This window comes from Variovorax paradoxus (assembly GCF_030815975.1).
GTDB lineage: Bacteria > Pseudomonadota > Gammaproteobacteria > Burkholderiales > Burkholderiaceae_C > Variovorax > Variovorax paradoxus_N.
On sequence record NZ_JAUSXL010000002.1, the window covers coordinates 3,720,803 to 3,741,437 of the forward strand.

General features: G+C 67.9%; 25 protein-coding genes. 9 read left to right on the plus strand and 16 right to left on the minus strand.

The window, feature by feature from the left end:
* Positions 1-12: 12 nt before the first annotated feature.
* From QFZ47_RS21170 to QFZ47_RS21185, 4 genes are read right to left on the minus strand one after another with little or no spacing between them, the layout of a single operon-like run.
* Positions 13-480 carry a DUF411 domain-containing protein gene (locus QFZ47_RS21170; RefSeq protein ID WP_307657497.1) on the minus strand — a complete coding sequence of 156 codons (468 nt, stop codon included), beginning with the start codon at positions 478-480 and terminating at the stop codon, positions 13-15.
* A gap of 11 nt (positions 481-491) precedes the next feature.
* Positions 492-770 carry a hypothetical protein gene (locus QFZ47_RS21175; RefSeq protein ID WP_307657498.1) on the minus strand — a complete coding sequence of 93 codons (279 nt, stop codon included), beginning with the start codon at positions 768-770 and terminating at the stop codon, positions 492-494.
* Positions 767-1,801, minus strand: a complete 1,035-nt coding sequence (locus tag QFZ47_RS21180; RefSeq protein ID WP_307657499.1) for a glycerophosphodiester phosphodiesterase — start codon at positions 1,799-1,801, stop codon at positions 767-769. Before QFZ47_RS21180 ends, QFZ47_RS21175 begins: the two co-directional genes overlap by 4 nt.
* Positions 1,798-2,364, minus strand: coding sequence for a YceB family lipoprotein (locus QFZ47_RS21185; protein WP_307657500.1), 567 nt, complete (start codon positions 2,362-2,364; stop codon positions 1,798-1,800). The genes QFZ47_RS21180 and QFZ47_RS21185 overlap by 4 nt, the downstream gene beginning before the upstream one ends.
* Positions 2,365-2,536: 172 nt before the next feature.
* Between QFZ47_RS21185 and QFZ47_RS21190 the strand changes: the two genes are divergently transcribed.
* Positions 2,537-3,502: a DUF72 domain-containing protein gene (locus QFZ47_RS21190; protein ID WP_307657501.1), complete on the plus strand. Its 966-nt coding sequence runs from the start codon at positions 2,537-2,539 to the stop codon at positions 3,500-3,502.
* Positions 3,503-3,521: 19 nt separating this feature from the next.
* Here QFZ47_RS21190 and QFZ47_RS21195 read toward each other — a convergent pair whose 3' ends face one another.
* From QFZ47_RS21195 to QFZ47_RS21225, 7 genes are all read right to left on the minus strand, one after another.
* Complete coding sequence (locus QFZ47_RS21195; RefSeq protein ID WP_307657502.1) at positions 3,522-4,292, minus strand: amino acid ABC transporter ATP-binding protein; 771 nt, start codon at positions 4,290-4,292, stop codon at positions 3,522-3,524.
* Positions 4,276-4,929 carry an amino acid ABC transporter permease gene (locus QFZ47_RS21200; protein WP_307657503.1) on the minus strand — a complete coding sequence of 218 codons (654 nt, stop codon included), beginning with the start codon at positions 4,927-4,929 and terminating at the stop codon, positions 4,276-4,278. Before QFZ47_RS21200 ends, QFZ47_RS21195 begins: the two co-directional genes overlap by 17 nt.
* Positions 4,930-4,947: 18 nt before the next feature.
* The gene (locus QFZ47_RS21205; protein WP_307657504.1) at positions 4,948-5,604 is read right to left on the minus strand and encodes an amino acid ABC transporter permease; all 657 of its coding nucleotides are present in this window, start codon (positions 5,602-5,604) and stop codon (positions 4,948-4,950) included.
* Positions 5,605-5,635: 31 nt separating this feature from the next.
* Positions 5,636-6,445: a transporter substrate-binding domain-containing protein gene (locus tag QFZ47_RS21210; protein WP_307657505.1), complete on the minus strand. Its 810-nt coding sequence runs from the start codon at positions 6,443-6,445 to the stop codon at positions 5,636-5,638.
* The gene (locus tag QFZ47_RS21215) at positions 6,442-7,218 is read right to left on the minus strand and encodes a GntR family transcriptional regulator (protein ID WP_307657506.1); all 777 of its coding nucleotides are present in this window, start codon (positions 7,216-7,218) and stop codon (positions 6,442-6,444) included. Before QFZ47_RS21215 ends, QFZ47_RS21210 begins: the two co-directional genes overlap by 4 nt.
* A gap of 420 nt (positions 7,219-7,638) precedes the next feature.
* Positions 7,639-8,619 carry a Bug family tripartite tricarboxylate transporter substrate binding protein gene (locus QFZ47_RS21220; protein ID WP_307657507.1) on the minus strand — a complete coding sequence of 327 codons (981 nt, stop codon included), beginning with the start codon at positions 8,617-8,619 and terminating at the stop codon, positions 7,639-7,641.
* 46 nt (positions 8,620-8,665) lie between these two features.
* Positions 8,666-9,106 (minus strand): OsmC family protein, encoded by a 441-nt coding sequence (locus QFZ47_RS21225; protein ID WP_307657508.1) that lies wholly within the window; start codon positions 9,104-9,106, stop codon positions 8,666-8,668.
* 250 nt (positions 9,107-9,356) lie between these two features.
* On the opposite strand from QFZ47_RS21225, the gene QFZ47_RS21230 reads away from it, so the two are divergent.
* Entirely contained in the window at positions 9,357-11,054 is a 1,698-nt protein-coding gene (locus QFZ47_RS21230) for a long-chain fatty acid--CoA ligase (protein WP_307657509.1), read from the plus strand.
* 76 nt (positions 11,055-11,130) lie between these two features.
* Positions 11,131-11,655, plus strand: coding sequence for a thermonuclease family protein (locus tag QFZ47_RS21235; protein WP_307658985.1), 525 nt, complete (start codon positions 11,131-11,133; stop codon positions 11,653-11,655).
* Between the two features lie 72 nt (positions 11,656-11,727).
* Here the strand turns inward: QFZ47_RS21235 and QFZ47_RS21240 are convergent, their stop codons facing one another.
* Positions 11,728-13,074: an NAD(P)/FAD-dependent oxidoreductase gene (locus QFZ47_RS21240; RefSeq protein WP_307657510.1), complete on the minus strand. Its 1,347-nt coding sequence runs from the start codon at positions 13,072-13,074 to the stop codon at positions 11,728-11,730.
* Between the two features lie 191 nt (positions 13,075-13,265).
* Between QFZ47_RS21240 and egtB the strand changes: the two genes are divergently transcribed.
* The 5 genes from egtB (at position 13,266) to QFZ47_RS21265 (ending at position 17,819) form a co-directional block, all read left to right on the plus strand.
* Positions 13,266-14,522, plus strand: coding sequence for an ergothioneine biosynthesis protein EgtB (gene egtB, locus QFZ47_RS21245; protein ID WP_307657511.1), 1,257 nt, complete (start codon positions 13,266-13,268; stop codon positions 14,520-14,522).
* Positions 14,523-14,525: 3 nt separating this feature from the next.
* Positions 14,526-15,539, plus strand: a complete 1,014-nt coding sequence (gene egtD / locus QFZ47_RS21250; protein WP_307657512.1) for an L-histidine N(alpha)-methyltransferase — start codon at positions 14,526-14,528, stop codon at positions 15,537-15,539.
* Between the two features lie 699 nt (positions 15,540-16,238).
* The gene (locus QFZ47_RS21255) at positions 16,239-16,523 is read left to right on the plus strand and encodes a DUF427 domain-containing protein (RefSeq protein ID WP_145746146.1); all 285 of its coding nucleotides are present in this window, start codon (positions 16,239-16,241) and stop codon (positions 16,521-16,523) included.
* Positions 16,520-17,269 (plus strand): 2OG-Fe dioxygenase family protein, encoded by a 750-nt coding sequence (locus QFZ47_RS21260; protein WP_307657513.1) that lies wholly within the window; start codon positions 16,520-16,522, stop codon positions 17,267-17,269. The genes QFZ47_RS21255 and QFZ47_RS21260 overlap by 4 nt, the downstream gene beginning before the upstream one ends.
* A 106-nt stretch (positions 17,270-17,375) precedes the next feature.
* Positions 17,376-17,819, plus strand: coding sequence for a universal stress protein (locus QFZ47_RS21265; protein ID WP_015866434.1), 444 nt, complete (start codon positions 17,376-17,378; stop codon positions 17,817-17,819).
* Here the strand turns inward: QFZ47_RS21265 and QFZ47_RS21270 are convergent.
* Complete coding sequence (locus QFZ47_RS21270; protein ID WP_307657514.1) at positions 17,803-18,474, minus strand: RluA family pseudouridine synthase; 672 nt, start codon at positions 18,472-18,474, stop codon at positions 17,803-17,805. The two genes, QFZ47_RS21265 and QFZ47_RS21270, sit on opposite strands and share 17 nt — an antisense overlap.
* A 172-nt stretch (positions 18,475-18,646) precedes the next feature.
* On the opposite strand from QFZ47_RS21270, the gene QFZ47_RS21275 reads away from it, so the two are divergent.
* On the plus strand, positions 18,647-19,840 hold the full coding sequence (locus tag QFZ47_RS21275; protein ID WP_307658986.1) for an MFS transporter: 1,194 nt from the start codon (positions 18,647-18,649) through the stop codon (positions 19,838-19,840).
* An 18-nt stretch (positions 19,841-19,858) separates the two neighbouring features.
* Here QFZ47_RS21275 and QFZ47_RS21280 read toward each other — a convergent pair whose 3' ends face one another.
* The 3 genes from QFZ47_RS21280 to QFZ47_RS21290 are packed head-to-tail and all read right to left on the minus strand — an operon-like array spanning position 19,859 to position 20,573.
* Positions 19,859-20,140, minus strand: coding sequence for a 2Fe-2S iron-sulfur cluster-binding protein (locus QFZ47_RS21280; RefSeq protein ID WP_307657515.1), 282 nt, complete (start codon positions 20,138-20,140; stop codon positions 19,859-19,861).
* Complete coding sequence (locus tag QFZ47_RS21285) at positions 20,137-20,427, minus strand: VF530 family protein (protein WP_307657516.1); 291 nt, start codon at positions 20,425-20,427, stop codon at positions 20,137-20,139. Before QFZ47_RS21285 ends, QFZ47_RS21280 begins: the two co-directional genes overlap by 4 nt.
* Positions 20,424-20,573, minus strand: a complete 150-nt coding sequence (locus QFZ47_RS21290; RefSeq protein ID WP_015866429.1) for a hypothetical protein — start codon at positions 20,571-20,573, stop codon at positions 20,424-20,426. The genes QFZ47_RS21285 and QFZ47_RS21290 overlap by 4 nt, the downstream gene beginning before the upstream one ends.
* Positions 20,574-20,635: the final 62 nt, after the last annotated feature.

Consider the following 20,635-nt stretch of genomic DNA (forward strand, 5'->3'; position numbering starts at 1 on the left):
GCTCGATCTTTCTCAGCGGTAGCTCTGGTAGACGCGGCTGCCGCCATCGGCCAGCACGAGCAGCACGTCGTAAGGGTCGCGCCGATCGCCGTACGTGGCGCCGTCCATGCCTGGCGATCCCACCGGCATGCCGGGCACCGCAAGGCCGATGGCCTTGGGCTTTTCGCGCAGCAGCCTGTGCACCTCGCGCGCGGGCACATGGCCTTCGAGCGCATAGCCGCCGATCAGTCCGGTGTGGCACGAGCCCAGCTTGGCGGGAACGCCGAGCCGGGTGCGCGCGGCGTTGTTGCCATCGTCGTGCACGCGGGTGGCGAAGCCGTTCGCGTTGAGATGCCTGACCCAGTCCTGGCAGCAGCCGCAGTTCGGGTCTTTCCAGATCTCGACCATCGGCGCGGCGGCCGATGCGGCCAGCGGCCATGCCGCCGTGGATACAAGCGCGAGCAGCGGGGCGGCGCGCAGAAGAAGGGTGCGTCTTTGCATGTGGGTTCTCCTCAGGACTCCAATTGCGCGCGGGCCTTGTCGACCCACACCTGCAGGTTGTCGAGCAGGTTTTTCTGGCTGAAGGAACAGCTCTCCTCGCTGAACAGCGCGCTCGATTCGAGGCGGTCGAGCAGGCTCAGCAGCACCTCGCCATAGCGCGGCGGGAGGGCGCTCAGCAGGTCTGTGCTGGCGCGGGCCTCGTTCGACAGCACAACGGCCGATCCGCCGCCGCCTTGCAGTGCCGCGATGTGGCCGCCGATGGTTTCGAGTTGTCGTGCGGCGATGCTCATGATGAAGCCTTTCCCGGTGGCGGCAGCGACAGGCCGCGCTCGCGCACCAGGTCGCGCAGCACGTCGGGGTAGTCGGTGATGAGGCCGTCCACGCCCCAGTCCATCAGCCGCAGCATGTCGGCGCGCTGGTTCACGGTCCAGGGCAGCACCTTGAGGCCGAGTCCTTGCGCTTCCTTGATGGCAGCCGGTGTGAGGTCGTTGTAGGCCGGCGACCAGATGACAGGCCCGCCCGCCGCGCCCGCCGCGGCCTTGACCAACTGCGGCGTCGATGCGAACTGAGAGGCGTCGAGCCCGGCCGTCCAGCGGCTGTCCTTGAGCGTGCGCGCGGAGCTCAGGTAGGCGCGCGGCAACTGCGGCGCGAACTGGCCGACCAGCGCGAGCGTGCGCCAGTCGAAGCTCTGGATGGTCACGCGACTGCCCATTTGCGCCTTGTCGATTTCGGCGAGCAGGGCGCGCACCACCGGCTCGGGCGCGGCGGTCTCGTCGGGCTTGGTGGGGTCGATCTTGGTTTCGATGTTGAAGCGCACCGTGGCAGCCGCAGCGCCGCGTGCGCGCACGTGATCGAACAGCGCGGCCAGCGTGGGAATGCGCTCGCCGTCGCGCGGCTGTTGCAGCGCGAACTGCTTGCCGTAGTTGCTTACGGGGTTCAGGCGGCCGACGTCGTAGCGCTGCAGTTGCGCCAGCGTGAGCGAGCGCACGGTGGCGCCGGTCTTCGGCGGCAGCCAGGCGCCGTCCGCATCGCGCGTGTGGTCGGGGTTGAGCGCGGTGTCGTGCGAGATCACGACCACGCCGTCGGCCGTGAGCCCGATGTCGAGTTCGAGCGTGTTCACGCCCAGGTCGATGGCATTCGAGAACGCCGCCAGCGTGTTCTCGGGCGCGAGCCCCCGTCCGCCGCGGTGTGCCTGCAGGTCGAAGTGCTGCTTGGCCCTGGGCAGGATGGCCGCGCAGCCCGCGATGAGCAAGGCGCCGGCGATGCAGGCCGCCAGGGTGGCCAAGGCTGGGCGATACGCGCGAAGCAGGGGAGAGGTCATTTGAGCTGTACCTTGATGCCGTCGTCCTGCACCGTGATGTCGCCGATCTCGTAGGTCTTGCGCCCGACGGTGAGCTCCTCGGCCGTGAAGCTGCGCAGCACCTGCCCCTGCAGCAGTTCCTGCGCCACGAGCGCACCGATCTTCTGCAGGCGCTCCGCATCGCGGCCCTGCACGCCCTGCAGTTCGAGGCGTTCGGCCTTGGGCTGGTCGAGCCGCAGCGCGCGCGTGGCGGCGTCGTAGCGCAGCGCGCTGCTGACCGAGACCACGCCCTGCACCGGCGAGGCGGCCAGCAAGGGGCTGGCAATGGTCAGCGTGGCCGTGATGCCCGCGCGGTTGCTGCGTGCGTCGAGGCTCAGTTGCGGGTCGCGCAGCCCGACCATGAAGATCTCGGCATAGCGCTCGGCCACCGGAAATCGCTTGGCGATCTGCGCCTGCAGCTCATCGCGCGTGGCGGTGTATTCGCTGGTGAAGAAGTTGAAGCCGGCCAGGGCCGACAGCGGCAATGGCAGGGCCGCGGCGCCCAATAGCGCGCGCAGCATCGAGCGGCGGGAGGTGAAAGGCATGGGGCGGATTTGCATACTCCTCGGAGCTTGCCACAGCCCGCATGGTTCCGGCCACGCTGGGCCGAAGGGCCCTGCAGGCTCCCCATGGCTGCTACGCGAACAGGAAAATTTCCTACGCCACGGCACCGCCGGGCAGGCCACGTTCGGGTCTTCGGCAAGAAAAAGACGAACGATGCAGGGCACCACGCGAATCGGAATTTCCGGCTGGCGCTATGCGCCATGGCGGGGCCGCTTCTACCCGAAGGGGCTGGCGCAGCGCCTCGAACTCGACTTTGCCTCGCGCATGCTGCCCACCGTCGAGATCAACGGCTCGTTCTATTCGCTGCAGCGCCCCGCGTCCTGGCAGGCGTGGCACGACGCGACGCCGGACGATTTCGTGTTTGCGGTGAAGGGTCCGCGCTACATCACTCACAACCTGCGGCTCAGAGAGCCGCGCAGTGCGCTGGCCAACTTCTTTGCGTCGGGCGTGTTCGCGCTGGGTTCCAAGCTGGGGCCGATTCTTTGGCAGCTGCCGCCATCGTTTGCCTACGACGCCGCACGCCTCGAGGAATTTTTGTCGCTCCTGCCCCGGGACGGCCGGTCCGCCCTCAGGCTGGCACGGCAGCACAACGAGAAGCTTGCCGACGACCGCGCGCTGCTGAAGGCGCCCGCAAAGCTGCGCATCCGGCATGCGATGGAAGTGCGGCATGCGAGCTTCGCGAATCCGGACTTCATTGCGATGCTGCGCCGGCACGGCGTTGCGCTGGTGGTTGCCGACACCGCGGGGCGCTGGCCCCTGCTCGAAGACTTGTGCGCCGACTTCGTCTACATGCGGCTGCATGGCGACAAGGAGCTCTACGCGAGCGGCTACGACGATGCCGCGCTCGACCGCTGGGCCGAGCGCATCGACGCCTGGCGCCATGGACGCCAGGTGAAGGACGCGAGGCTGGCCGTGCCCTCGCGCCGGCTGTCCGGGCGCAAGGGGCGCGACGTGTTCTGCTACTTCGACAACGACGTCAAGGTGCACGCGCCCTACGACGCCGCGCACCTGGCGGCGCGGCTCGGCGTGGCCACCGGCCTGGGGGCGGACGACAGCTTCGAGCCGCCGCCCGGCATGGCCATGCGAAAGCCCGCGCGTGCGCGGGCAGGCAAGAAGTAGCGCGGCTCTGCGTACCGTCTCAGTCGTGCAGCGACGAGAGAAACTGCTTGAGTTCGGCCGTCTGCGGATTGCCGAATATGTCCGCCGGCGGCCCCATCTCGTGCACGCGGCCCTGGTGCATGAAGATGACGCGGTCGCTCACCTTGCGCGCAAAGCTCATCTCGTGCGTGACCATCAGCAGCGTGATGCCTTCGTCGGCCAGCGACTCCACCACGCGCAGCACCTCGCCCACCAGTTCAGGGTCGAGCGCCGAGGTGATCTCGTCGCACAGCAGCACGGCCGGCTCCATGGCCAGCGCGCGGGCGATGGCCACGCGCTGCTGCTGGCCGCCCGAGAGTTGCTCGGGCATGGCGTCGAATTTCTCGGCCAGGCCCACGCGCTCGAGCAGCTTGCGCGCCTGCGAGGCCGCCTCCATGCCGCTGCGCTTCTTGACCAGCGTGGGCGCGAGCATCACGTTCTTGCCGACCGTGAGATGCGGGAACAGGTTGAAGCTCTGGAAGATCATGCCCACGCGCTGGCGCAGTTCGCGCATGGCCATGGCGCTCTCGTGCAGCAGGGGCTTGCCGTCGACCGTGAGCGAGCCTTCCTGGAACACCTCGAGCCCGTTGATGCAGCGCAGCAGCGTGCTCTTGCCCGAGCCGCTCTTGCCGATGATGGCGATGACCTCGCCGCGTTTCACGTCCAGGTCGATGCCCTTGAGCACCTCGTTCGTGCCATACGACTTGCGCAGCGCGGTCACGCGCACGATGGGCGCGGCAAAGGTCTGGTGGGATTCAAGCACGGCGGCCATGGGATTTCCTCTCGAGATTCTTGGCGTACAGGCTCACCGGGAAGCACAGCACGAAATAAAGCAGCGCCACGCAGCTGAACACCACGAAGGGCTTGAAGGTGGCGTTCGAAATCATGCTGCCGGCCTTGGTGAGTTCGACAAAGCCGATCACCGAGGCGAGCGCCGTGCCCTTGATCACCTGCACCAGGAAGCCCACCGTCGGCGCGATGGCGATCTTCACGGCCTGCGGCAGGATCACATGGCGCATCTGCTCGCTGAAGCTCAGCGCCAGGCTGCCCGACGCTTCCCACTGGCCCTTGGGAATGGAGGCCACGCAGCCGCGCCAGATCTCGGTGAGAAAGGCGCTGGTGTAGAGCGTGAGCGCCACGCTGGCCGCGGTCCAGGCCGACACGTCGATGCCGAACAGCGCAATGCCGAAGTAGGCGAGAAACAACTGCATCAGGAGCGGCGTGCCCTGGAACAGCTGCACGTAGAGGCCGACGGCGCGGCCCATGGCGCTGCCGCCGCGCAGCCGCAGGAACAGCAGCAGGGCGCCCACCAGCCCGCCCCCGACAAAGGCGATGAGCGACAGCACGACGGTCCAGCGCAGCGCCATCAGCAGGTTGCGCAGGATGTCCCAGAGAGAAAAATCGACCATGGTGGTGGCGTCCTGCGTTCAGCGGCCGAAGAAGAATCTCGGCCCGACCCAGTTGAGCAGCCTGCGCAGCGCAACGGCCAGCGCCAGGTAGAGCAGCGTGGCGACGATGAAGGCCTCGAAGGCGCGGAAGTTGCGGCTCTGGATGAGGTTGGCCGCGTAGCTCAGCTCCTCGGTGGAGATCTGTCCGCACACGGCCGAGCCCAGCATCACGATGATGATCTGGCTCACCATGGCGGGCCACACCTTCTTGAGCGCCGGCGGCAGCACCACGCGGGTGAACACCTGCACCTTGTCGAGTGCCAGGCTCACGGCCGCCTCGATCTGCCCCTTGGGCGTGGCCTCGATGCCGGCGCGGATGATCTCGGTGGAATAGGCCCCGAGGTTCATCACCATTGCAATGATCGATGCCGTTTCCGGTGTGAGCTTGATGCCCGCCGCGGGCAGCCCGAAGAAGATGAAGAACAGCTGCACGATGAAAGGCGTGTTGCGGATCAGCTCCACATAGCTGCCGACCACCCAGCGAAGCCACGCGGGTCCGCTGGCGCGCGCCCAGGCGCAGGCCACGCCCACGGCCATGCCGATGACGGTGGCGATGGCCGTCAGGCCGACCGTCCACGCCACGCCCTTGGCGAGCAGCCGCCAGTCGACAAGAACTGCACCGAAGTCGAATTCCATGGCCGCGCCTTTGTTCGAGGTTCGGCGACGCTCAGACCGGCAGGTCGCCGGCGGCCTTGCCAAGCCACTTCTTCGACATGGCGTCCAGCGTGCCGTCCTTCTTGGCGGCGGCAATGATCTCGTTGACCTTGGTCTTCAATGCGGTTTCGCCCTTGGCCACGCCCACGAAGCAGGGGCTGTCCTTGAGCAGCAGCTTGAATTCGGCACTCACCTTCGGATTCTTGGCGAGCATGTCGCCGGCGACTGCCGCGCTGGTCGCCAGGGTCTGCGTCTGGCCGGCCACGAAGGCCGCGATGGTCGCGTTGTTGTCCTCGAAGCGGCGGTAGTCGACGTTCGGCGGCGCCACCTTGTTCAGTTCCTGGTCTTCCATCGCGCCGCGTGTCACGGCGACGGTCTTGCCGGCCATGTCGGCAAAGCTGGTGAGCTTCATGCTCTTGGCCGCATACACGGCCTGGAAGAAGGGCGCGTAGGCGGCGGAGAAGTCGATCACCTTCTCGCGCTCGGCGTTCTTGCCGAGCGTGGAGATCACGAGGTCGGCCTTGCGGGTCTGCAGATAGGGAATGCGGTTGGCGCTGGTCACGGGCACCAGCTCGACCTTGACGCCCAGCTTGGCGCCGATCAGCTCGGCCATTTCCACGTCGAGGCCCTGGGGCTTCATGTTCTTGTCCACCGAGCCGTACGGCGGGTAGTCGGTGGGCACCGCGATCTTGATGGTCTTGGCCTTGAGCACGTTGTCCAGGGCGTTCTGGGCCTGGGCGGTGCCGGCCGCGGCCAGCATGGCGACGGAAGCAAGCGCGAGCGTGAGGTGGCGTTTGGACGAAGAGAACGATGGGTGGGTCATAGCAGGGCTCCTAGGTAAGTCGATGAATCGGTGTCGTCGGGGGAAGGCGTGGTGGCCTTGCGCCGCCTCGGCCTGGCCGCGGTGGTCTTCTTCTGTTGCAGCGGCGCCAGCGCATCGCGCAGCTGCGCGAGCGGATCGGTGGGCGCCTGCACGCGCAGCGCTGATTGCACCGTACCGATGTGCGCGGCCATCAGCGCCTCGGCGGCGGCGTGGTCGCCCCGTTCGAGCGCGGCGACAATCTGAACGTGGTCCTCGCACGATTGCACGGCGTCGTGCGTGGACTGGTAGAGCATGGCGATCAGCGTGGTGCGCGCCGTGAAGTCGCGCAAGGTGTCGGCCAGCAGCGTGTTGCCCAGGCATTCGGCCAGGCACACATGGAAATCGCCGAGCAGGAAGCTGCGGTTGCCGACGTCGCTCTCTTTCAGTGCGGCCTTTTCACGCTGCAGGTGCGCCTTCAGTTGGCGCAGCGCGGCCTTGTCGATCTTGCCGGTGCTGCCCGTACTACGGATCAGGCCCAACTCGATGACGCGGCGCGCCTCGAAGGCTTCGCGCGCCTCGTCCTGCGACGGCTCGATCACGAACCAGCCGCGCCGCGCGCTCACCGTGACGATGCCGCGCGCCGCCAGCCGGGTGAGCGCCTCCCGCACGATGGTGCGGCTGCAGTCGAACAGCATGGCCAGCGGCTGTTCGCCCAGGCGCGAGCCCGGCGCGAGCTTCTGCGCCATCACCGCCTCGACGATGCGTGCACTGATTTCGGATGCGGATGTAGACATTGGCATGCATACCAGCAGCTTCTGTGCCAACTGGTATGCAAGCTATGTGCACCGAAATGGGCTGGCGCTGCGTGCCGGCGGTGCATGGCGCTCGGTTCAGGGCGTTGTTCCGGGCGCTGCTGTTCAGGGCGCGCTCCCGCCGACGGGGTACCTTGCTCCGCGAATGTCCCCCGGCCTGCGGCCTCCTCCTTTATTTCGCTGCGCAAGGCACCCCATCGACGGGAGCGTTATGCGCAGCAGTCGTTGATCAGCCGTTCACCAGCAGCGTGCCCTGGTGCACAGGGCATCGGGTGCTCCCCGCAGCGAAATAAAGGAGGAGGCCGAAGGCCGGGGGACATTCGCGGAGGGGAGTACCCGGTGTCCTGTGCACGCGCCCTGGAAAACAGCGCCCTGGAAAACAGCGCCCCCAACCGCCAGCGATCAATCCATCCGCGCGCCCGAAGCCTTCACCGCCTTGTCCCAGCGCGGCGTCTCGGTGGCAAGAAAGCGCGCGAAGTCCTCGCTGCCCAGGTAGGCCGGGTCCGCGCCCTGGCTCACCATGCGTTCGCGCACTTCTGGGCTGGTCAGCACCTGCTTGAACGCATCGCTCAGCCTGGCGACCACATCCCCGGGCGTGTCCTTTGGCGCGAAGAAGCCGTAAAAGCCCACCACTTCGAAGCCCTTGATACCCGATTCGATCACCGTCGGTACGTCCGGCAGCGCCGGGTTGCGCTCGCGGCTGGTCACGGCCAGCGCACGCACCTTGCCCTGCTTGTGATAGTTGGCCGCCTGCGGAATCGACTCGGCCATGAACTGCACCTGCCCGCCCATCAGGTCCGTGAAGGCCGGAGCGCTGCCGCGATAGGGGATGTGCACCATGAAGATGCCGGTCGCGGTCTTGAACATCTCTGGCACCAGGTGGCTGATGCCGCCGTTGCCGGCCGAGCCGTAGTTGACCTGGCCGGGCCGCGCCTTGGCGTAGTCGACGAACTGCCGCAGATTCTGCACCGGCAGCTTGGGCGTGACCAGCAGGGCCAGCGGCTGCATCGCGGTGCGCGCAATCGGCACGAAGTCGCGCTGCGTGTTGTAGGGCAGCTTGCTGTAGAGGGCGCCATTGATCACCGCCACGCCGGTGTTGGCCAGCATCAGCGTGTAGCCGTCGGCCGGACTCTTGGCGACCGCATCGGCGCCCACCGAACCGCCCGCGCCGGGCTTGTAGTCGACGATCAGCGGCTGGCCCAGCACCGCCTGCAGCTTGTCCGTCAAGAGGCGCGCATGCTGGTCGAGGGGGCCGCCGGCCGGGAAGCCGATGACGAGCTTGATCGGCTTGTCGGGGTAGGCGGCCAGGGCGGCGCCACCGATGCCGAACGAGGCGATTGAAAACAAAGCCGCCAGGATGGCGGCGCGGACCGGATGAGCCATGGATCGTCTCCTCTTTTTTCAAGTGGAGACGATCATAAGCAGCGGTTCAGCCGGCGAGCGTGGCCTTCAGCGTGATTTCCGGCACGCTGGCCAGCGCCTTCGACAGTGGGCAGCCGGCCTTGGCGGCGGCCGCGATCTGCTGGAACTTCGCTTCTTCGAGCTTTGGCACGGCGGCATCGAGTTCGAGCGCAATGCGGTCGATCTTGAAGCCTTCGCCGTCCTTGGCCAGCCGCACGGCAGCCCGGGTGTCGATCTTCGTGGCGGTGAAGCCTTCTTTCTCCAGCGCGAAGGCAAAGGCCATCGTGAGGCAGGCCGCATGGGCCGCGCCGACGATTTCCTCGGGGTTGGTGCCGCGCTTGTCGTCCTCGAAGCGGCTGGCGAAGCCGTAGGGGTAGTCCTTGAGGGCGCCGGTCTCGGTGCTGACGAGGCCCTTGCCGGTCTTGCCGGCGCCTTCCCAGTGAACGCTTGCGTGCTTGTCTGCTGCCATGAAAACTCTCCTTCATTCGGATGATGGTGATGGGAGACGCAGGTATCGCGCGGAACGCCGGGCTTGTCTGTAGTCGCAGGGCGCATGCGGTGAAGATCGCGAAATCGGGAGGAGAGGCGAGGAGAGGCAAGAAGAAGAAGGGCGTCGCCAAGGTGACGCTCCCGGGGGCTTCCCCGATGGGAGCGGCGCACGGCTCGGCTTAGGCTGCGGCCTGTCTTCCTTCTCTCTCCTCCGTTCGCCTGCCTTGACCATGCAACCACGCCCGCACCACAAGTTCTGGCCCAAGCGCCTTCCGCATTCGATCACCGTTCCCGCCACCTCGCTGTGGCACAACCTCGCGACGTCGGCGGCGCGCTATCCGGACAAGGCCGCGCTGGTCTTCTTCGGCCGGGTGCTGAGCTACCGCGACTTTGCGGCCCAGGCCGAGCGCCTGGCCGGCATGCTGCATGCATTGGGCGTGAAGCGCGGCGACCGCGTGGTGCTGAACATGCAGAACTGCCCGCAGCTCGTGATCGCGCATTTCGCGATCCTGCGCGCCAATGCGGTGGTGGTGCCGGTCAACCCGATGAACCGGTCCGAGGAGCTCAAGCACTACATCGTCGACCCGGACGCCAAGGTGGCCATCACCACCGGCGACCTGGCCGGCGAGCTGGCAAAGGCCAGCAACGCGCTGCCGCCTGAGCAGCAACTGGCCCACATGATCGTGACCCAGTTCACCGACGCCTTCGACGCCGACGCGAACGGCGACGACGCCCCGGCGCCGGCATGGAAAGAGTGGCTCGCCACGCGCCATCCGCTCCCCGAACTGACGGGCGGCAAGGCCATGGCCTGGACCGACGCGCTCGCGGCCGGCCATCCGGCACCCGAGCACCTGGTGGGCGCCAACGACATGGCGCTGCTGCCCTACACCAGCGGCACCACCGGCCTGCCCAAGGGCTGCGTGCACCATCATTCGAGCCTCATGCACAACGCGGTGGCCAGCCAGCTCTGGGGCCAGGCCACGTCGGAAGCGGTGGTGCTGGCCGTGGTGCCCATGTTCCACATCACCGGCGTGGTGAGCATGATGCACACCTCCATCCTCGCGGGCGGCACGCTGGTCATCATGCCGCGCTGGGACCGCGAGGTGGCGGGCCGGCTCATCTCGCGCTGGAAGGTCACGAGCTGGACCAACATCCCCACCATGGTGATCGACCTCATGGCGAGCCCGAACTTCGCGAGCTACGACCTGTCGAGCCTCACGCACATCGGCGGCGGCGGCGCCGCCATGCCGCAGGCCGTGGCGCAGCGCCTGTTCGAGCAGTACGGCCTCAAGTACCAGGAAGGCTACGGCCTCACCGAAACTGCCGCGCCCTCGCACACCAACCCGTCGGAGAACCCCAAGCAGCAGTGCCTGGGCATCCCGTTCATGAGCACCGACGCCCGCGTGGTCGACCCCGACACGCTGGCCGAAATGCCCATCGGCGAATCGGGCGAGATCATCATCCACGGCCCCGAGGTGTTTGAGGGCTACTGGAAGCGTCCCGACGCCACCCGGGCCGCTTTCGTCGAGTTCGAGGGCAAGCGCTTCTTCCGCTCGGGCGACATGGGCCGGATGGACGAGGACGGCTACTTCTTCATGACCGATCGCCTGAAGCGCATGATCAATGCGAGCGGCTTCAAGGTGTGGCCTGCCGAGGTCGAGCTGCTGATGTTCCGCCATCCCGCCATCCAGGAGGCCTGCGTCATTTCCACCAGGGACGACTACCGCGGTGAATCGGTCAAGGCCGTGGTGGTGCTGCGCGCCACGCACAAGGACACCACGGAGCAGCAGATCATCGACTGGTGCCGCGAGAATATGGCGGTCTACAAGATCCCGCGCAAGGTGCAGTTCGTCGACGCGCTGCCCAAGAGCGGCAGCGGCAAGGTGATGTGGCGGCTGCTGCAGGAAGACGAGAACGGGGCCCGGTAACAGCGGGTTCATGCCCCGGGACCGGGGCATTTCGCACCGAGAATCCATGGCTTCGACCGCCAAGGTTTCTCCATCCATGCGCTTGCGCTTCCTGCCCGCCGCCTGTCTTGCGCTTCTTCTGCCGCTGCTGTCGCAGGCCGCTTCTTCTCGAACCTGCCTGGTGGTCGGCATCAGCGACGGTGACACGCTTACTGCCCGATGCGGGCACATCGGTGCCTACGAGGAGGTCAAGGTGCGCATTGCCGCCATCGATGCGCCCGAAAGAACGCAGCCTTACGGCCAGCGCAGCAGGCAGGCCCTGAGCCGCATCTGCTATTTCGAGCAGGCGGTCATCACCGAGCGCGACACCGACCGCTATGGCCGCACCGTGGCCGACGTGCGCTGCAACGGCGAGGACGCGGGCACCCGGATGGTGGCCGAAGGCTGGGCGTGGGTGTACGACTTCAATGGCATCGCCACGCGGCGCGGCGGTGAGTTGTTCAGGCTGCAGGACAGCGCGCGGGCGCGGCGCCTGGGACTGTGGGCCGGCGCCAGGCCGACGCCGCCCTGGGAATGGCGGCGGCGCCAGCGCGAAAACCATTGGGACGGCTTCCTGTTCTGAACTGAGCTGAGCTGAGTTGAGCCGCGCGAATGCGCCGGCGCGGCGCCTCCGCGGGTGTCCGTGGATCCGCCGCTACGACTCGCTCTTGCCCTGCACGTCCGCCACCACGCGCGCATTGCGCTGGAAGCTCCAGTAGGCGCTGGCCCAGTCCATCATCACGACGATGCGGTTGCGAAAGCCGATCAGGAAGTATGCGTGCGCGAACAGCCAGAACAGCCATGCCAGACGGCCGCTGAAGCGCAGCGGCCCCAAGGGCGTTTCCAGGTCCACCACCGCCGAATTGCGGCCGATGGTGGCCAGGTTGCCGTAGTCCCGGTAGCGGAAGGGCACGGTCGGCTCGCCCGCGATGCGGCGAAGAATGTTCGCGGCCGCCGCGCGGCCCATCTGCTTGGCGCCGGGCGACACGCCGGGCACCGGCTTCGGCGGCTTGCCGGGCGCGTAGCTCAGGGCTGCCGCCAGGTCGCCCACCACGCTGATCTCGGGATGGCCGGCCAGGCTCAGGTCGGGCTCGACCTTGATGCGGCCCGCGCGGTCGCATTCGGCACCGGTCGCCTCGCCCAGCATGCGCCCCAGGGGCGACGCCGCCACGCCCGCGGCCCACACCACGCAGCTGCTGTCGATCCGGTAGCTGGCGGCAGGGGCGCCGTCAGCGCCGCCACCCGCCTCCACTTCGAGCCCGCCGGCGTCGATGGCGGTCACGCGCGCATTGAGCCGCACCTCGACGCCGAGCCTTTCGAGCTGCTCCAGCGCCTTCTGGCTCAGGCTCTCGGGCATCGCCTGCAGCACGCGCGGCCCGCCTTCGACGAGCAGCACCTGGGCACTCCCGGGATCGATGCGGCGGAACTCGCCGCACAGCGTGTGCCTGGCAATCTCGGCCAGCGTGCCGGCCATCTCGACGCCCGTCGGACCGGCGCCGATCACCACGAAGGTCAGCAGGGCGCGGCGGCGTTGCGGGTCGGTCGCCGTTTCGGCCGCTTCGTACGACATCAGCACGCGGCGGCGGATCTCGAAGGCATCCGACAGCGTCTTGAGGCCCGGCGCGACGGCCGCCCATTCGTCGTGGCCGAAATAGCTGTGGGCCGCGCCGGCCGCGACGACCAGGTGGTCGTAGCTCACGAAGCTGCCGTTGGCCAGCCGGACCGCCCGTGCGGCCGGATCGATGGCGCTCACTTCGCCGAGCAGGGTGGTGATGCGCGGTTGCTGGCGGAACAGGGCGCGCACCGGCGCCGCGATCGACGGCGCGGCGAGCCCGGCGGTCGCCACCTGGTAGAGCAGGGGCTGGAACAGGTGGTGGTTGGTCTTTTCGATCACCGTCACGTCCACGTCGGCTCTTTCGAGCCTGCGGGCGGCTTCGAGCCCGCCGAATCCGCAGCCGACGATCACGACATGGGGGCGGGCGGGGGCGTTGGTCGTTTGCATCGAACAGATGATACGCAGCCGATACGCCGCCGCCCTGCAAGCCGGCCGATCTTGTGCCAAAGTGGCTCCCCCACCGATGGCTGCGGCCCCTTGGCGCGGCATGGCACGGCGCCTCAACGGCGCGAACTTGTCCTACGCGCTGCGGCAACGGCCATCGGCTACAAATTGCGGTTGACCCGACTGGAGACTTCATGACGCTTTCCCGGCCGATCACCCAGGCGGCGAGCGCACTGCGCGGCAAGTTCCGCGAAGTGCGGGCCGCCAGCCTGGCACTCGCCGCGCCGCTCTCCGCCGAAGACCAGTGCATCCAGTCGATGCCCGACGCGAGCCCGACCAAATGGCACCTCGCGCACACGACCTGGTTCTTCGAGACCGTGCTGCTCCAGCCGCATGCCGCGGGCTACCGGCCGTTCGACGAGCGGTTCCACTACCTCTTCAACTCGTACTACGAAGCGCTCGGGCCGCGCCATCCGCGCCCGCAGCGCGGATTGCTCACGCGCCCGTCCGTGGACGAGGTGCAGGCCTACCGCAGCCATGTCGACGAGGCGGTGCTTGCATTGCTCGACAACAGCGCCGGCGAGATCGACTGGGCCGCCATCGAGCCCATCGTCACGCTCGGGCTGCACCATGAACAGCAGCACCAGGAACTGCTGCTCACCGACATCCTCCATGCCTTCTCGTGCAACCCGCTGCTGCCCGCCTACAAGCCGGCGCCAGGACCCGCGCTGCGGCTGGCCGCCGTGCCGCCGGCAATGCGCTGGCTGGCGCAGCCGGGCGGCATGGTGCAGGTGGGCCACGAGGGGCCGCAGCAGGGCTTTGCCTTCGACAACGAAACGCCGCGCCACGCGGCCCTGCTGCAGCCCTATGCCATTGCCGACCGGCTGGTGAGCTGCGGCGACTATGCGCAGTTCATTGCCGATGGCGGCTACCAACGCCCCGAGCTCTGGCTTTCCGACGGCTGGGCGGCGGTGCAGGCGCAGGGCTGGCGGCATCCGGCCTATTGGCTGGCCGCCGACGATCCCCGCCTGGAAGCCCAGCAGCCGCAGGGCGGCTGGCAGGTGTTCGGCCTGCATGGCGTGCGGCCGATGGAGGCCGACGCGCCGGTGTCGCAGCTGAGCTTCTACGAGGCCGCCGCTTATGCCGAATGGGCCGGTGCGCGCCTGCCCACCGAATTCGAATGGGAAGCTGCCTTCGATGCGCCCGGCATCTCGCAGATGGCCGGCCACGTCTGGCAGTGGACGCGCTCCTCCTACGACCCATACCCCGGGTTCAGGCCCATGCCCGGCATCGCGGCCGAATACAACGGCAAGTTCATGGTGGGCCAGCTGGTGTTGCGTGGTGGCAGCGTGGCCACCCCGGCCGGGCACACGCGGCCCAGCTACCGCAATTTCTTTCCGCCGGCGGCGCGCTGGCAGTTCTCGGGGCTGCGGCTCGCGAAAGACATTTGAATCATGCGCAATCCAACATCCTCGTCCTCCTTTTCGTTTGCCGCCGCCCCACAGCAGCGCCAGCCCGTGGCGCCCGCCGCCCTGGAGGGCGCGCCGCTGCTCTCGGAGTTCGGCCGCGAGGTGCAGGCCGGCCTTGCGCGCAAGCCGCGCAGCATTTCGCCCAAATATTTCTACGACGCGGCGGGCTCGCAGCTGTTCGACCGCATCTGCGAATTGCCCGAGTACTACCCCACGCGCACCGAGCTGCGCATCCTTGGCGAATGCGCGGGCGAGATCGCCGCGCAGGTGGGGCCCGGCGCCGAGATCGTCGAGTTCGGCGCCGGCTCGCTCACCAAGGTGCGGCTGCTGCTCGATGCGCTCGACGCGCCCAGGCGCTACCTGCCGATCGACATCTCCGGCGAGCACCTGGCCGCCGCCGCCGAGCGGCTCAGGGCCGACTACCCCGAACTGGTGGTGCAGCCGATTGCGGCCGACTACACGATGCCGCTGGTGCTGCCGGCGCCCTTGCCTGGTGCGGGCAAGCGCGTGGGGTTCTTCCCCGGCTCGACGATCGGCAACTTCGAGCCCGACGAGGCACTGGCCTTTTTGCAGCTCGCGGCACGCATGCTGCGCGGCGGCGGGCTGTTGATCGGCGTCGACCTGGTGAAGGACCCGGGCCGCCTGCATGCGGCCTACAACGACGCGCAGGGCGTGACCGCGGCATTCAACCTCAACCTGCTGCGGCGCGCCAATGCCGAGCTCGATGCGAATTTCGACCTCGATGGCTTTGCACATGCGGCGTTCTACAACGCGCCGAAGCAGCGCATCGAGATGCATCTGGTGAGCCGTCGAGCCCAGATCGTGTCACTGAACGGCGAGCGGTTTGCGTTCGAGGAAGGGGAGACGATTCATACCGAGTACTCGCACAAGTTCACCGTGGAGGGGCTGCGGGCGCTGGCTGTGAAGGCGGGGTTTCGGCCTGGGGCTGTGTGGACGGATCCGGAGAGGCTCTTCAGCGTGCATTGGTTGGGGGCTTGATTTTTGTTCCGGGGCCGGGTCTCGCCCCGGCGGGCGACTCACTTTCTTTTGCTTCGCCAAAAGAAAGTAAGCAAAGAAAAGGCGACCCTGCTGTCTGCGTCCCTCCGCTTCGCTGCGGGCAACCTGCGGTGCTCGATTCCGGCGGGGGTCCGCAGAACTCGCTCCACTGCGTTCCGCTCAGACAGCTGCGGCCCTGATCCCGCCTCCATCTGCGCTCCTCGGCGCAGCCAGAAGGGGTGGGGAGAAGACAGGCCATCGCTTCGCTCGGCCCCAAGTACCAAACCCAAACCCAAACCCAATCCCAACAGCCAATCCCAACCACCGCGGCGCGCAGCGCCGCGGTGGCTTGGTGGCCGAGCGAAGCAAAGGCCCGTTCGGTATCCAACCCCCTCTGTATGCGCCGAGGAGCGGAGCGTTTCGCGGATCAGGGCCGCAGCTGTTTGAGCGAAGCGAGTTCTGCGGACCCCGCGAAACGCGAGCACCGCAGGTTGCCCCGTAGCGCAGCGAAGGGGTCGCAGACAGTGGGGTCGCCTTTTCTTTGGCTACTTTCTTTTGGCGAAGCAAAAGAAAGTAGCTCGCCCGCCGGGGCGAGACCCGGCCCCCGAACCCCGCCAAAAGCAACGTGCACAATATCCTTCCCCGTGCGGCAGCGCACCCCGCCAACTGCGCCCGCACCACCTCCCCCTTGGAGTGAAAGACATGAAAGCAACCTGGAACGGCGTCACCATCGCCGAAAGCGACGACACCGTGCTCGTCGAAGGCAACCACTATTTCCCGATGAGCTCGCTCAATCGCGACCACGTGACCTTCAGCAACCACAAGACCACCTGTGCCTGGAAGGGCACGGCCAGCTACTACTCGCTGCTGGTCAACGGCGAGCTCCATACCGACGCTGCCTGGTACTACGCCGACCCGAAGCCCGAAGCCGAAGAAATCCGCGACCGCGTTGCGTTCTGGAAGGACGTGAAAGTCACCGCGTCGTGACCACGGCCGCATTCGCCCCGCCATTCATCCCGCCCGCCGAACTGCAGGCTGCCCTGCGTGAACAAGGCTATGCGGTATTGAGCCCGCAAGGCGTGAGCGACTGGCTGGGCGTGCCGCTCGCGCAGCTCGAAGCGCTGCATGCCGACTGGAACGATCTCCCGCCCGACGAATACCTGAAGGACGGCGGCCGCTATCGCACGCGGCGCCACGCCTGCTTCACGGTCGAGGGCGATTCGATCGCGCAGGCGCCGCATCGCGCGCACTGGCAGCCGGTCGAATACAACGCGCTGCATGGCGGCATGCAACGCTGGTTCGCGCCCATGCATGAAGCTACCGCGGCGCAGCCGGCCTGGCAGCGCCTGCTGCAGCGCCTGGGCGAAGCCGCGAGCGGCATGCGCGGCACGGCGGCGCAGCCGTGGTTCGTCGAGGCGCACCAGTTCCGCATCGACACCGCGGGCGGCATCGGCCGGCCGACACCCGAAGGCGCACACCGCGACGGCGTCGACCTGGTGGCGGTGGCACTGCTCGGACGCCACGGCATCAAGGGCGGCGAAACGCGCGTGTTCGAAGCCGACGGGCGCCGCGGCGAGCGCTTCACCATGACCGAGCCCTGGACGCTGCTGCTGCTCGACGACGCGCGCGTGATCCACGAGTCCACGCCGATCCAGCCGCTCGAGGAGGGCGGCGCCGGCTGGCGCGACACGCTGGTCGTCACCTGCCGCGCCGGGAGTTTCCAGGGGGATTGATCCCGCTGGCTTGAGTCCTACAGCCACTCCCCGGCGCAGAGGTTAAATTGGGGGCCCGGCTCGGTTGCGAGCCGCGCCTGTCTGCGAACGAAAAGTGAGGTCCGCCATGTTCAATCACATCCTGGTTCCGATCGACGGCTCCGAAACTTCCATGCTCGCGGTCAGCAAGGCCAGCGGCCTGGCGCTGGCATTCGGAAGCCGCATCACGTTGATCCACGTGATCGACAACTATCCCTTCATCGGCGTGGGTGCGGACTATGCGCTGGGCCAGAACGAATACCTGGCCGCGGCCACCGCGAGTGCGAATGCGGCGCTCGCGCGCGGCGTGGCGGCGCTCGCCGCCGAGGGCCTGCACAGCGACCAGCGCGTGATCGACGGCCACGTGGTGCACGAAGGCATCGTCGATACCGCCATTGCCATTGCGGCCGACCTGATCGTGATGGGCTCGCACGGGCGCAGCGGCATCGAGAAGCTGCTGCTGGGCAGTGTCACGCAGCGCGTGCTGCAGGATGCGCCGATGCCGGTGCTCGTGGTCAAGGGCGGGCTGTAAAAAAAGAGCTGCCCAGGAAGTCCGGCGGGCTCTGCAAGCAAAGGGCCTGCTGCGTTACCGGATGCACGAAACCCAGCTCGGCGGCATGCAGCAGCAGGCGCGGCGCACGCGCCTGGACATCGGCATTGCCGTAGAGCGCATCTCCCAGGATCGGATGGCCGATCGACAGCAGATGCACGCGCAATTGATGCGAGCGCCCCGTGAGCGGCTCCAGCAGCAGGTGCGTGGCCTCGGCATCTCCGATCGACGCTGAAGACAGCGCACGACAGCGCGTGAGGCTGGGCTTGCCGGCCGGGTCCACCTTCTGCAGCGGACGGTTCGGCCAGTCGGCCGCGAGCGGCGCATCGATGACCGACCATTCGTCCTGCACCGGCAGCGCGCCGTCCACGATGGCCTCGTAGCGCTTGTGCACCCGGCGCTCGGCAAAGGCGTCGCCGAGCGCCCGCTGCATGGCGGCGCCGCGTGCCATCAGCACCAGGCCGCTGGTGGCCATGTCGAGCCGGTGAACGACCAGCGCGTCGGGCCATCGCCGCATGGCGCGCGCGCTCAGGCAGTCCTGCTTGTCTTCGCCGCGGCCGGGCACGCAGAGCAGGCCGGCGGGCTTGTTCAGCACCAGCAGGTGGGCGTCTTCGTGGATGAGGTCGATGTCCGGCATGGGTAGGCGGAAGTGTAGAGAGGAGCAGGGGGACCAGAGCCCGCGCTCATGCGCGGCTCATGCAGCCTCGGCTATCCTCGAGCGAATGTCCGGCCCCGTCTCCCCAGCCTCCGTTTCCGCCTCCGTTCCCCCGCCCCCGAGCTTTACCGAACTCCGGCGCGAGCGCCCGTTCATGCAGATGTGGGTGGCGCGGCTCTTCGGCACCGCGGCTTCGCAGATGCTGCTGGTGGCCATCGGCTGGCACATGTACGAGCTCACCGGCAGCGCCTGGGACCTCGGGCTCGTGGGCCTCTACCAGTTCGTGCCCGCCTTGCTGCTTGCGCTGCTGGCCGGCCATGTGGTCGACCGCCGCCATCGCGGCCGCATCGTGGCGGCCTGCTTTGCGGTGCAGGGGCTGGTGGCGCTGGTGCTGCTGCTCGCGGTGGTGCAGCGCTTCGACACGCGCGGCCTGCTGCTGGGCTTGTCGCTGGTGCTGGGCGCGGTGCGGGCCTTCCAGATGCCGGCGCAGCAGGCGCTCACGCCGTTGCTGGTGCCGCCCATCATGCTGCCGCGCGCCATGGCTTTCAGCTCGGCCGGCATGCAGGGCGCGATCATCGGCGGGCCGGCGCTCGGCGGGCTGCTGTTCGTGGCGGGCATGGCGGTGGTGTACGGCGCCAGCGTGCTGTGCTTCGCAGTGGCCTGCGCGCTCGTGCTGCGGCTGCGCTATGCCTACACGCCGGCTGCGCGCGAGCCGGTCACGCTGGCCACGGTGTTCGCGGGCGTCGATTTCATCTGGAAGCGCAAGCCGGTGCTCGGCGCCGTCTCGCTCGATCTCTTCGCGGTGCTGCTGGGCGGCGCGGTGGCGCTGCTGCCCATCTACGCCAAGGACATCCTGCACACAGGGCCCTGGGGGCTCGGGCTGCTGCGCGGCGCGCCCGCCGTGGGCGCACTCGTGATGTCGATCGCCCTTACGCGCCGGCCCATCGAGCGCAACATCGGCCGCACGCTGCTGATGGCCGTCGGCCTCTTCGGGCTCTGCATGGTGGTGTTCGGCATTTCGCGCAGCTTCATCGTCTCGTTGATTGCGCTGGCGGTGTCCGGCGGCGCCGACATGGTCAACGTGGTGATCCGCCAGACCCTGGTCCAGCTCGAGACGCCCGATGCGATGCGCGGCCGGGTGAGCGCGGTCAATTCGATCTTCATCGGCGCCAGCAACCAACTGGGCGAGTTCGAATCGGGGGCCACGGCGGCGCTGCTCGGACCGGTGGGCTCGGTGGTGGTGGGCGGCGTGGGAACCATGATGGTGGCGCTGGGCTGGTTCAAGCTGTTTCCGTCTCTGGCGCAGCGCGACCGGCTGGTGCTTGCGATGCCGGCGGCGGCCAAGTAGGGCGAAACGCCGCGGCCTTCAGAAGACCGAAAACGCCTGGGGCGCGTCGATCGTCAGGTCGCCTTGCGCCTCGGCCACGCAGGGCAGGATCCAGCCCTCGGCCTTTTCCTCGGCACTCAGGCCGGGCCATTCGATGACGTGGCGGATGGAGCCCGACACCAGCTGGCAGATGCAGGTGCGGCAGGTGCCGTTGCGGCAGGAGCTCGGCATCTCGATGCCGGCCGCCTCGGCCGATTTCAGCAGCGTGGTGCCGGCCTCGGCGTCGAAGCCGAGGCCCGACGGTTCGAGCCGGACCCTCATCGCTGTGGGGGCTGCTGTTGCTGCTGCTCGCGGCGCTGTTCGCGCAGCATGAAAAGATAGAGGCTTTCGACCTTCTCGCGCGCCCAGGGCGTCTTGCGCAGGAACTTGAGGCTGGAGCCCACGCTCGGGTCGATCGCGAAGCAGCGGATGGGAACGAGTTCGCCGAGCTGCTCCCATCCGTAGTAATCGGCCAGCGCCGTGACGATGGCCTCCAGCGTGAGCCCGTGCAGCGGGTTGCGGGGCTGGACCGGCTTGGCGGGTGCCGGGGCCGGCGATTCGCTGGTCACTTGTTCTTGAGCTTGCCGCGCGGGATCACCGCCGTGGTGATCGTGCGGACGGGTTCGATGCCGCCGGTGCCCACCGGCTTGGGCGGCGAAGTGTCCTTCTTCGGTTTCTTGGCTTCCTTGTTTGCGCGCTGTTGACCCTTGGCCATATCGACTCCTTTTGATGCTGTGTATGCGGCGTGGTAGCGGGCAGTTTAGCGGTGCGGCGACA

Bases quoted from the DNA above. Each gene is read 5' to 3' on its own strand.
- egtB (WP_307657511.1), top strand. From the start codon at position 13,266: ATGACGCTTTCCCGGCCGATCACCCAGGCGGCGAGCGCACTGCGCGGC.
- QFZ47_RS21275 (WP_307658986.1), top strand. From the start codon at position 18,647: ATGCAGATGTGGGTGGCGCGGCTCTTCGGCACCGCGGCTTCGCAGATG.
- QFZ47_RS21225 (WP_307657508.1), bottom strand. From the start codon at position 9,106: ATGGCAGCAGACAAGCACGCAAGCGTTCACTGGGAAGGCGCCGGCAAG.
- QFZ47_RS21255 (WP_145746146.1), top strand. From the start codon at position 16,239: ATGAAAGCAACCTGGAACGGCGTCACCATCGCCGAAAGCGACGACACC.
- QFZ47_RS21230 (WP_307657509.1), top strand. From the start codon at position 9,357: ATGCAACCACGCCCGCACCACAAGTTCTGGCCCAAGCGCCTTCCGCAT.
- QFZ47_RS21215 (WP_307657506.1), bottom strand. From the start codon at position 7,218: ATGTCTACATCCGCATCCGAAATCAGTGCACGCATCGTCGAGGCGGTG.
- QFZ47_RS21210 (WP_307657505.1), bottom strand. From the start codon at position 6,445: ATGACCCACCCATCGTTCTCTTCGTCCAAACGCCACCTCACGCTCGCG.
- QFZ47_RS21220 (WP_307657507.1), bottom strand. From the start codon at position 8,619: ATGGCTCATCCGGTCCGCGCCGCCATCCTGGCGGCTTTGTTTTCAATC.
- QFZ47_RS21240 (WP_307657510.1), bottom strand. From the start codon at position 13,074: ATGCAAACGACCAACGCCCCCGCCCGCCCCCATGTCGTGATCGTCGGC.
- QFZ47_RS21185 (WP_307657500.1), bottom strand. From the start codon at position 2,364: ATGCCTTTCACCTCCCGCCGCTCGATGCTGCGCGCGCTATTGGGCGCC.
- QFZ47_RS21175 (WP_307657498.1), bottom strand. From the start codon at position 770: ATGAGCATCGCCGCACGACAACTCGAAACCATCGGCGGCCACATCGCG.
- egtD (WP_307657512.1), top strand. From the start codon at position 14,526: ATGCGCAATCCAACATCCTCGTCCTCCTTTTCGTTTGCCGCCGCCCCA.
- QFZ47_RS21170 (WP_307657497.1), bottom strand. From the start codon at position 480: ATGCAAAGACGCACCCTTCTTCTGCGCGCCGCCCCGCTGCTCGCGCTT.
- QFZ47_RS21235 (WP_307658985.1), top strand. From the start codon at position 11,131: ATGCGCTTGCGCTTCCTGCCCGCCGCCTGTCTTGCGCTTCTTCTGCCG.
- QFZ47_RS21180 (WP_307657499.1), bottom strand. From the start codon at position 1,801: ATGACCTCTCCCCTGCTTCGCGCGTATCGCCCAGCCTTGGCCACCCTG.
- QFZ47_RS21205 (WP_307657504.1), bottom strand. From the start codon at position 5,604: ATGGAATTCGACTTCGGTGCAGTTCTTGTCGACTGGCGGCTGCTCGCC.
- QFZ47_RS21290 (WP_015866429.1), bottom strand. From the start codon at position 20,573: ATGGCCAAGGGTCAACAGCGCGCAAACAAGGAAGCCAAGAAACCGAAG.
- QFZ47_RS21195 (WP_307657502.1), bottom strand. From the start codon at position 4,292: ATGGCCGCCGTGCTTGAATCCCACCAGACCTTTGCCGCGCCCATCGTG.
- QFZ47_RS21280 (WP_307657515.1), bottom strand. From the start codon at position 20,140: ATGAGGGTCCGGCTCGAACCGTCGGGCCTCGGCTTCGACGCCGAGGCC.
- QFZ47_RS21200 (WP_307657503.1), bottom strand. From the start codon at position 4,929: ATGGTCGATTTTTCTCTCTGGGACATCCTGCGCAACCTGCTGATGGCG.
- QFZ47_RS21190 (WP_307657501.1), top strand. From the start codon at position 2,537: ATGCAGGGCACCACGCGAATCGGAATTTCCGGCTGGCGCTATGCGCCA.
- QFZ47_RS21265 (WP_015866434.1), top strand. From the start codon at position 17,376: ATGTTCAATCACATCCTGGTTCCGATCGACGGCTCCGAAACTTCCATG.
- QFZ47_RS21270 (WP_307657514.1), bottom strand. From the start codon at position 18,474: ATGCCGGACATCGACCTCATCCACGAAGACGCCCACCTGCTGGTGCTG.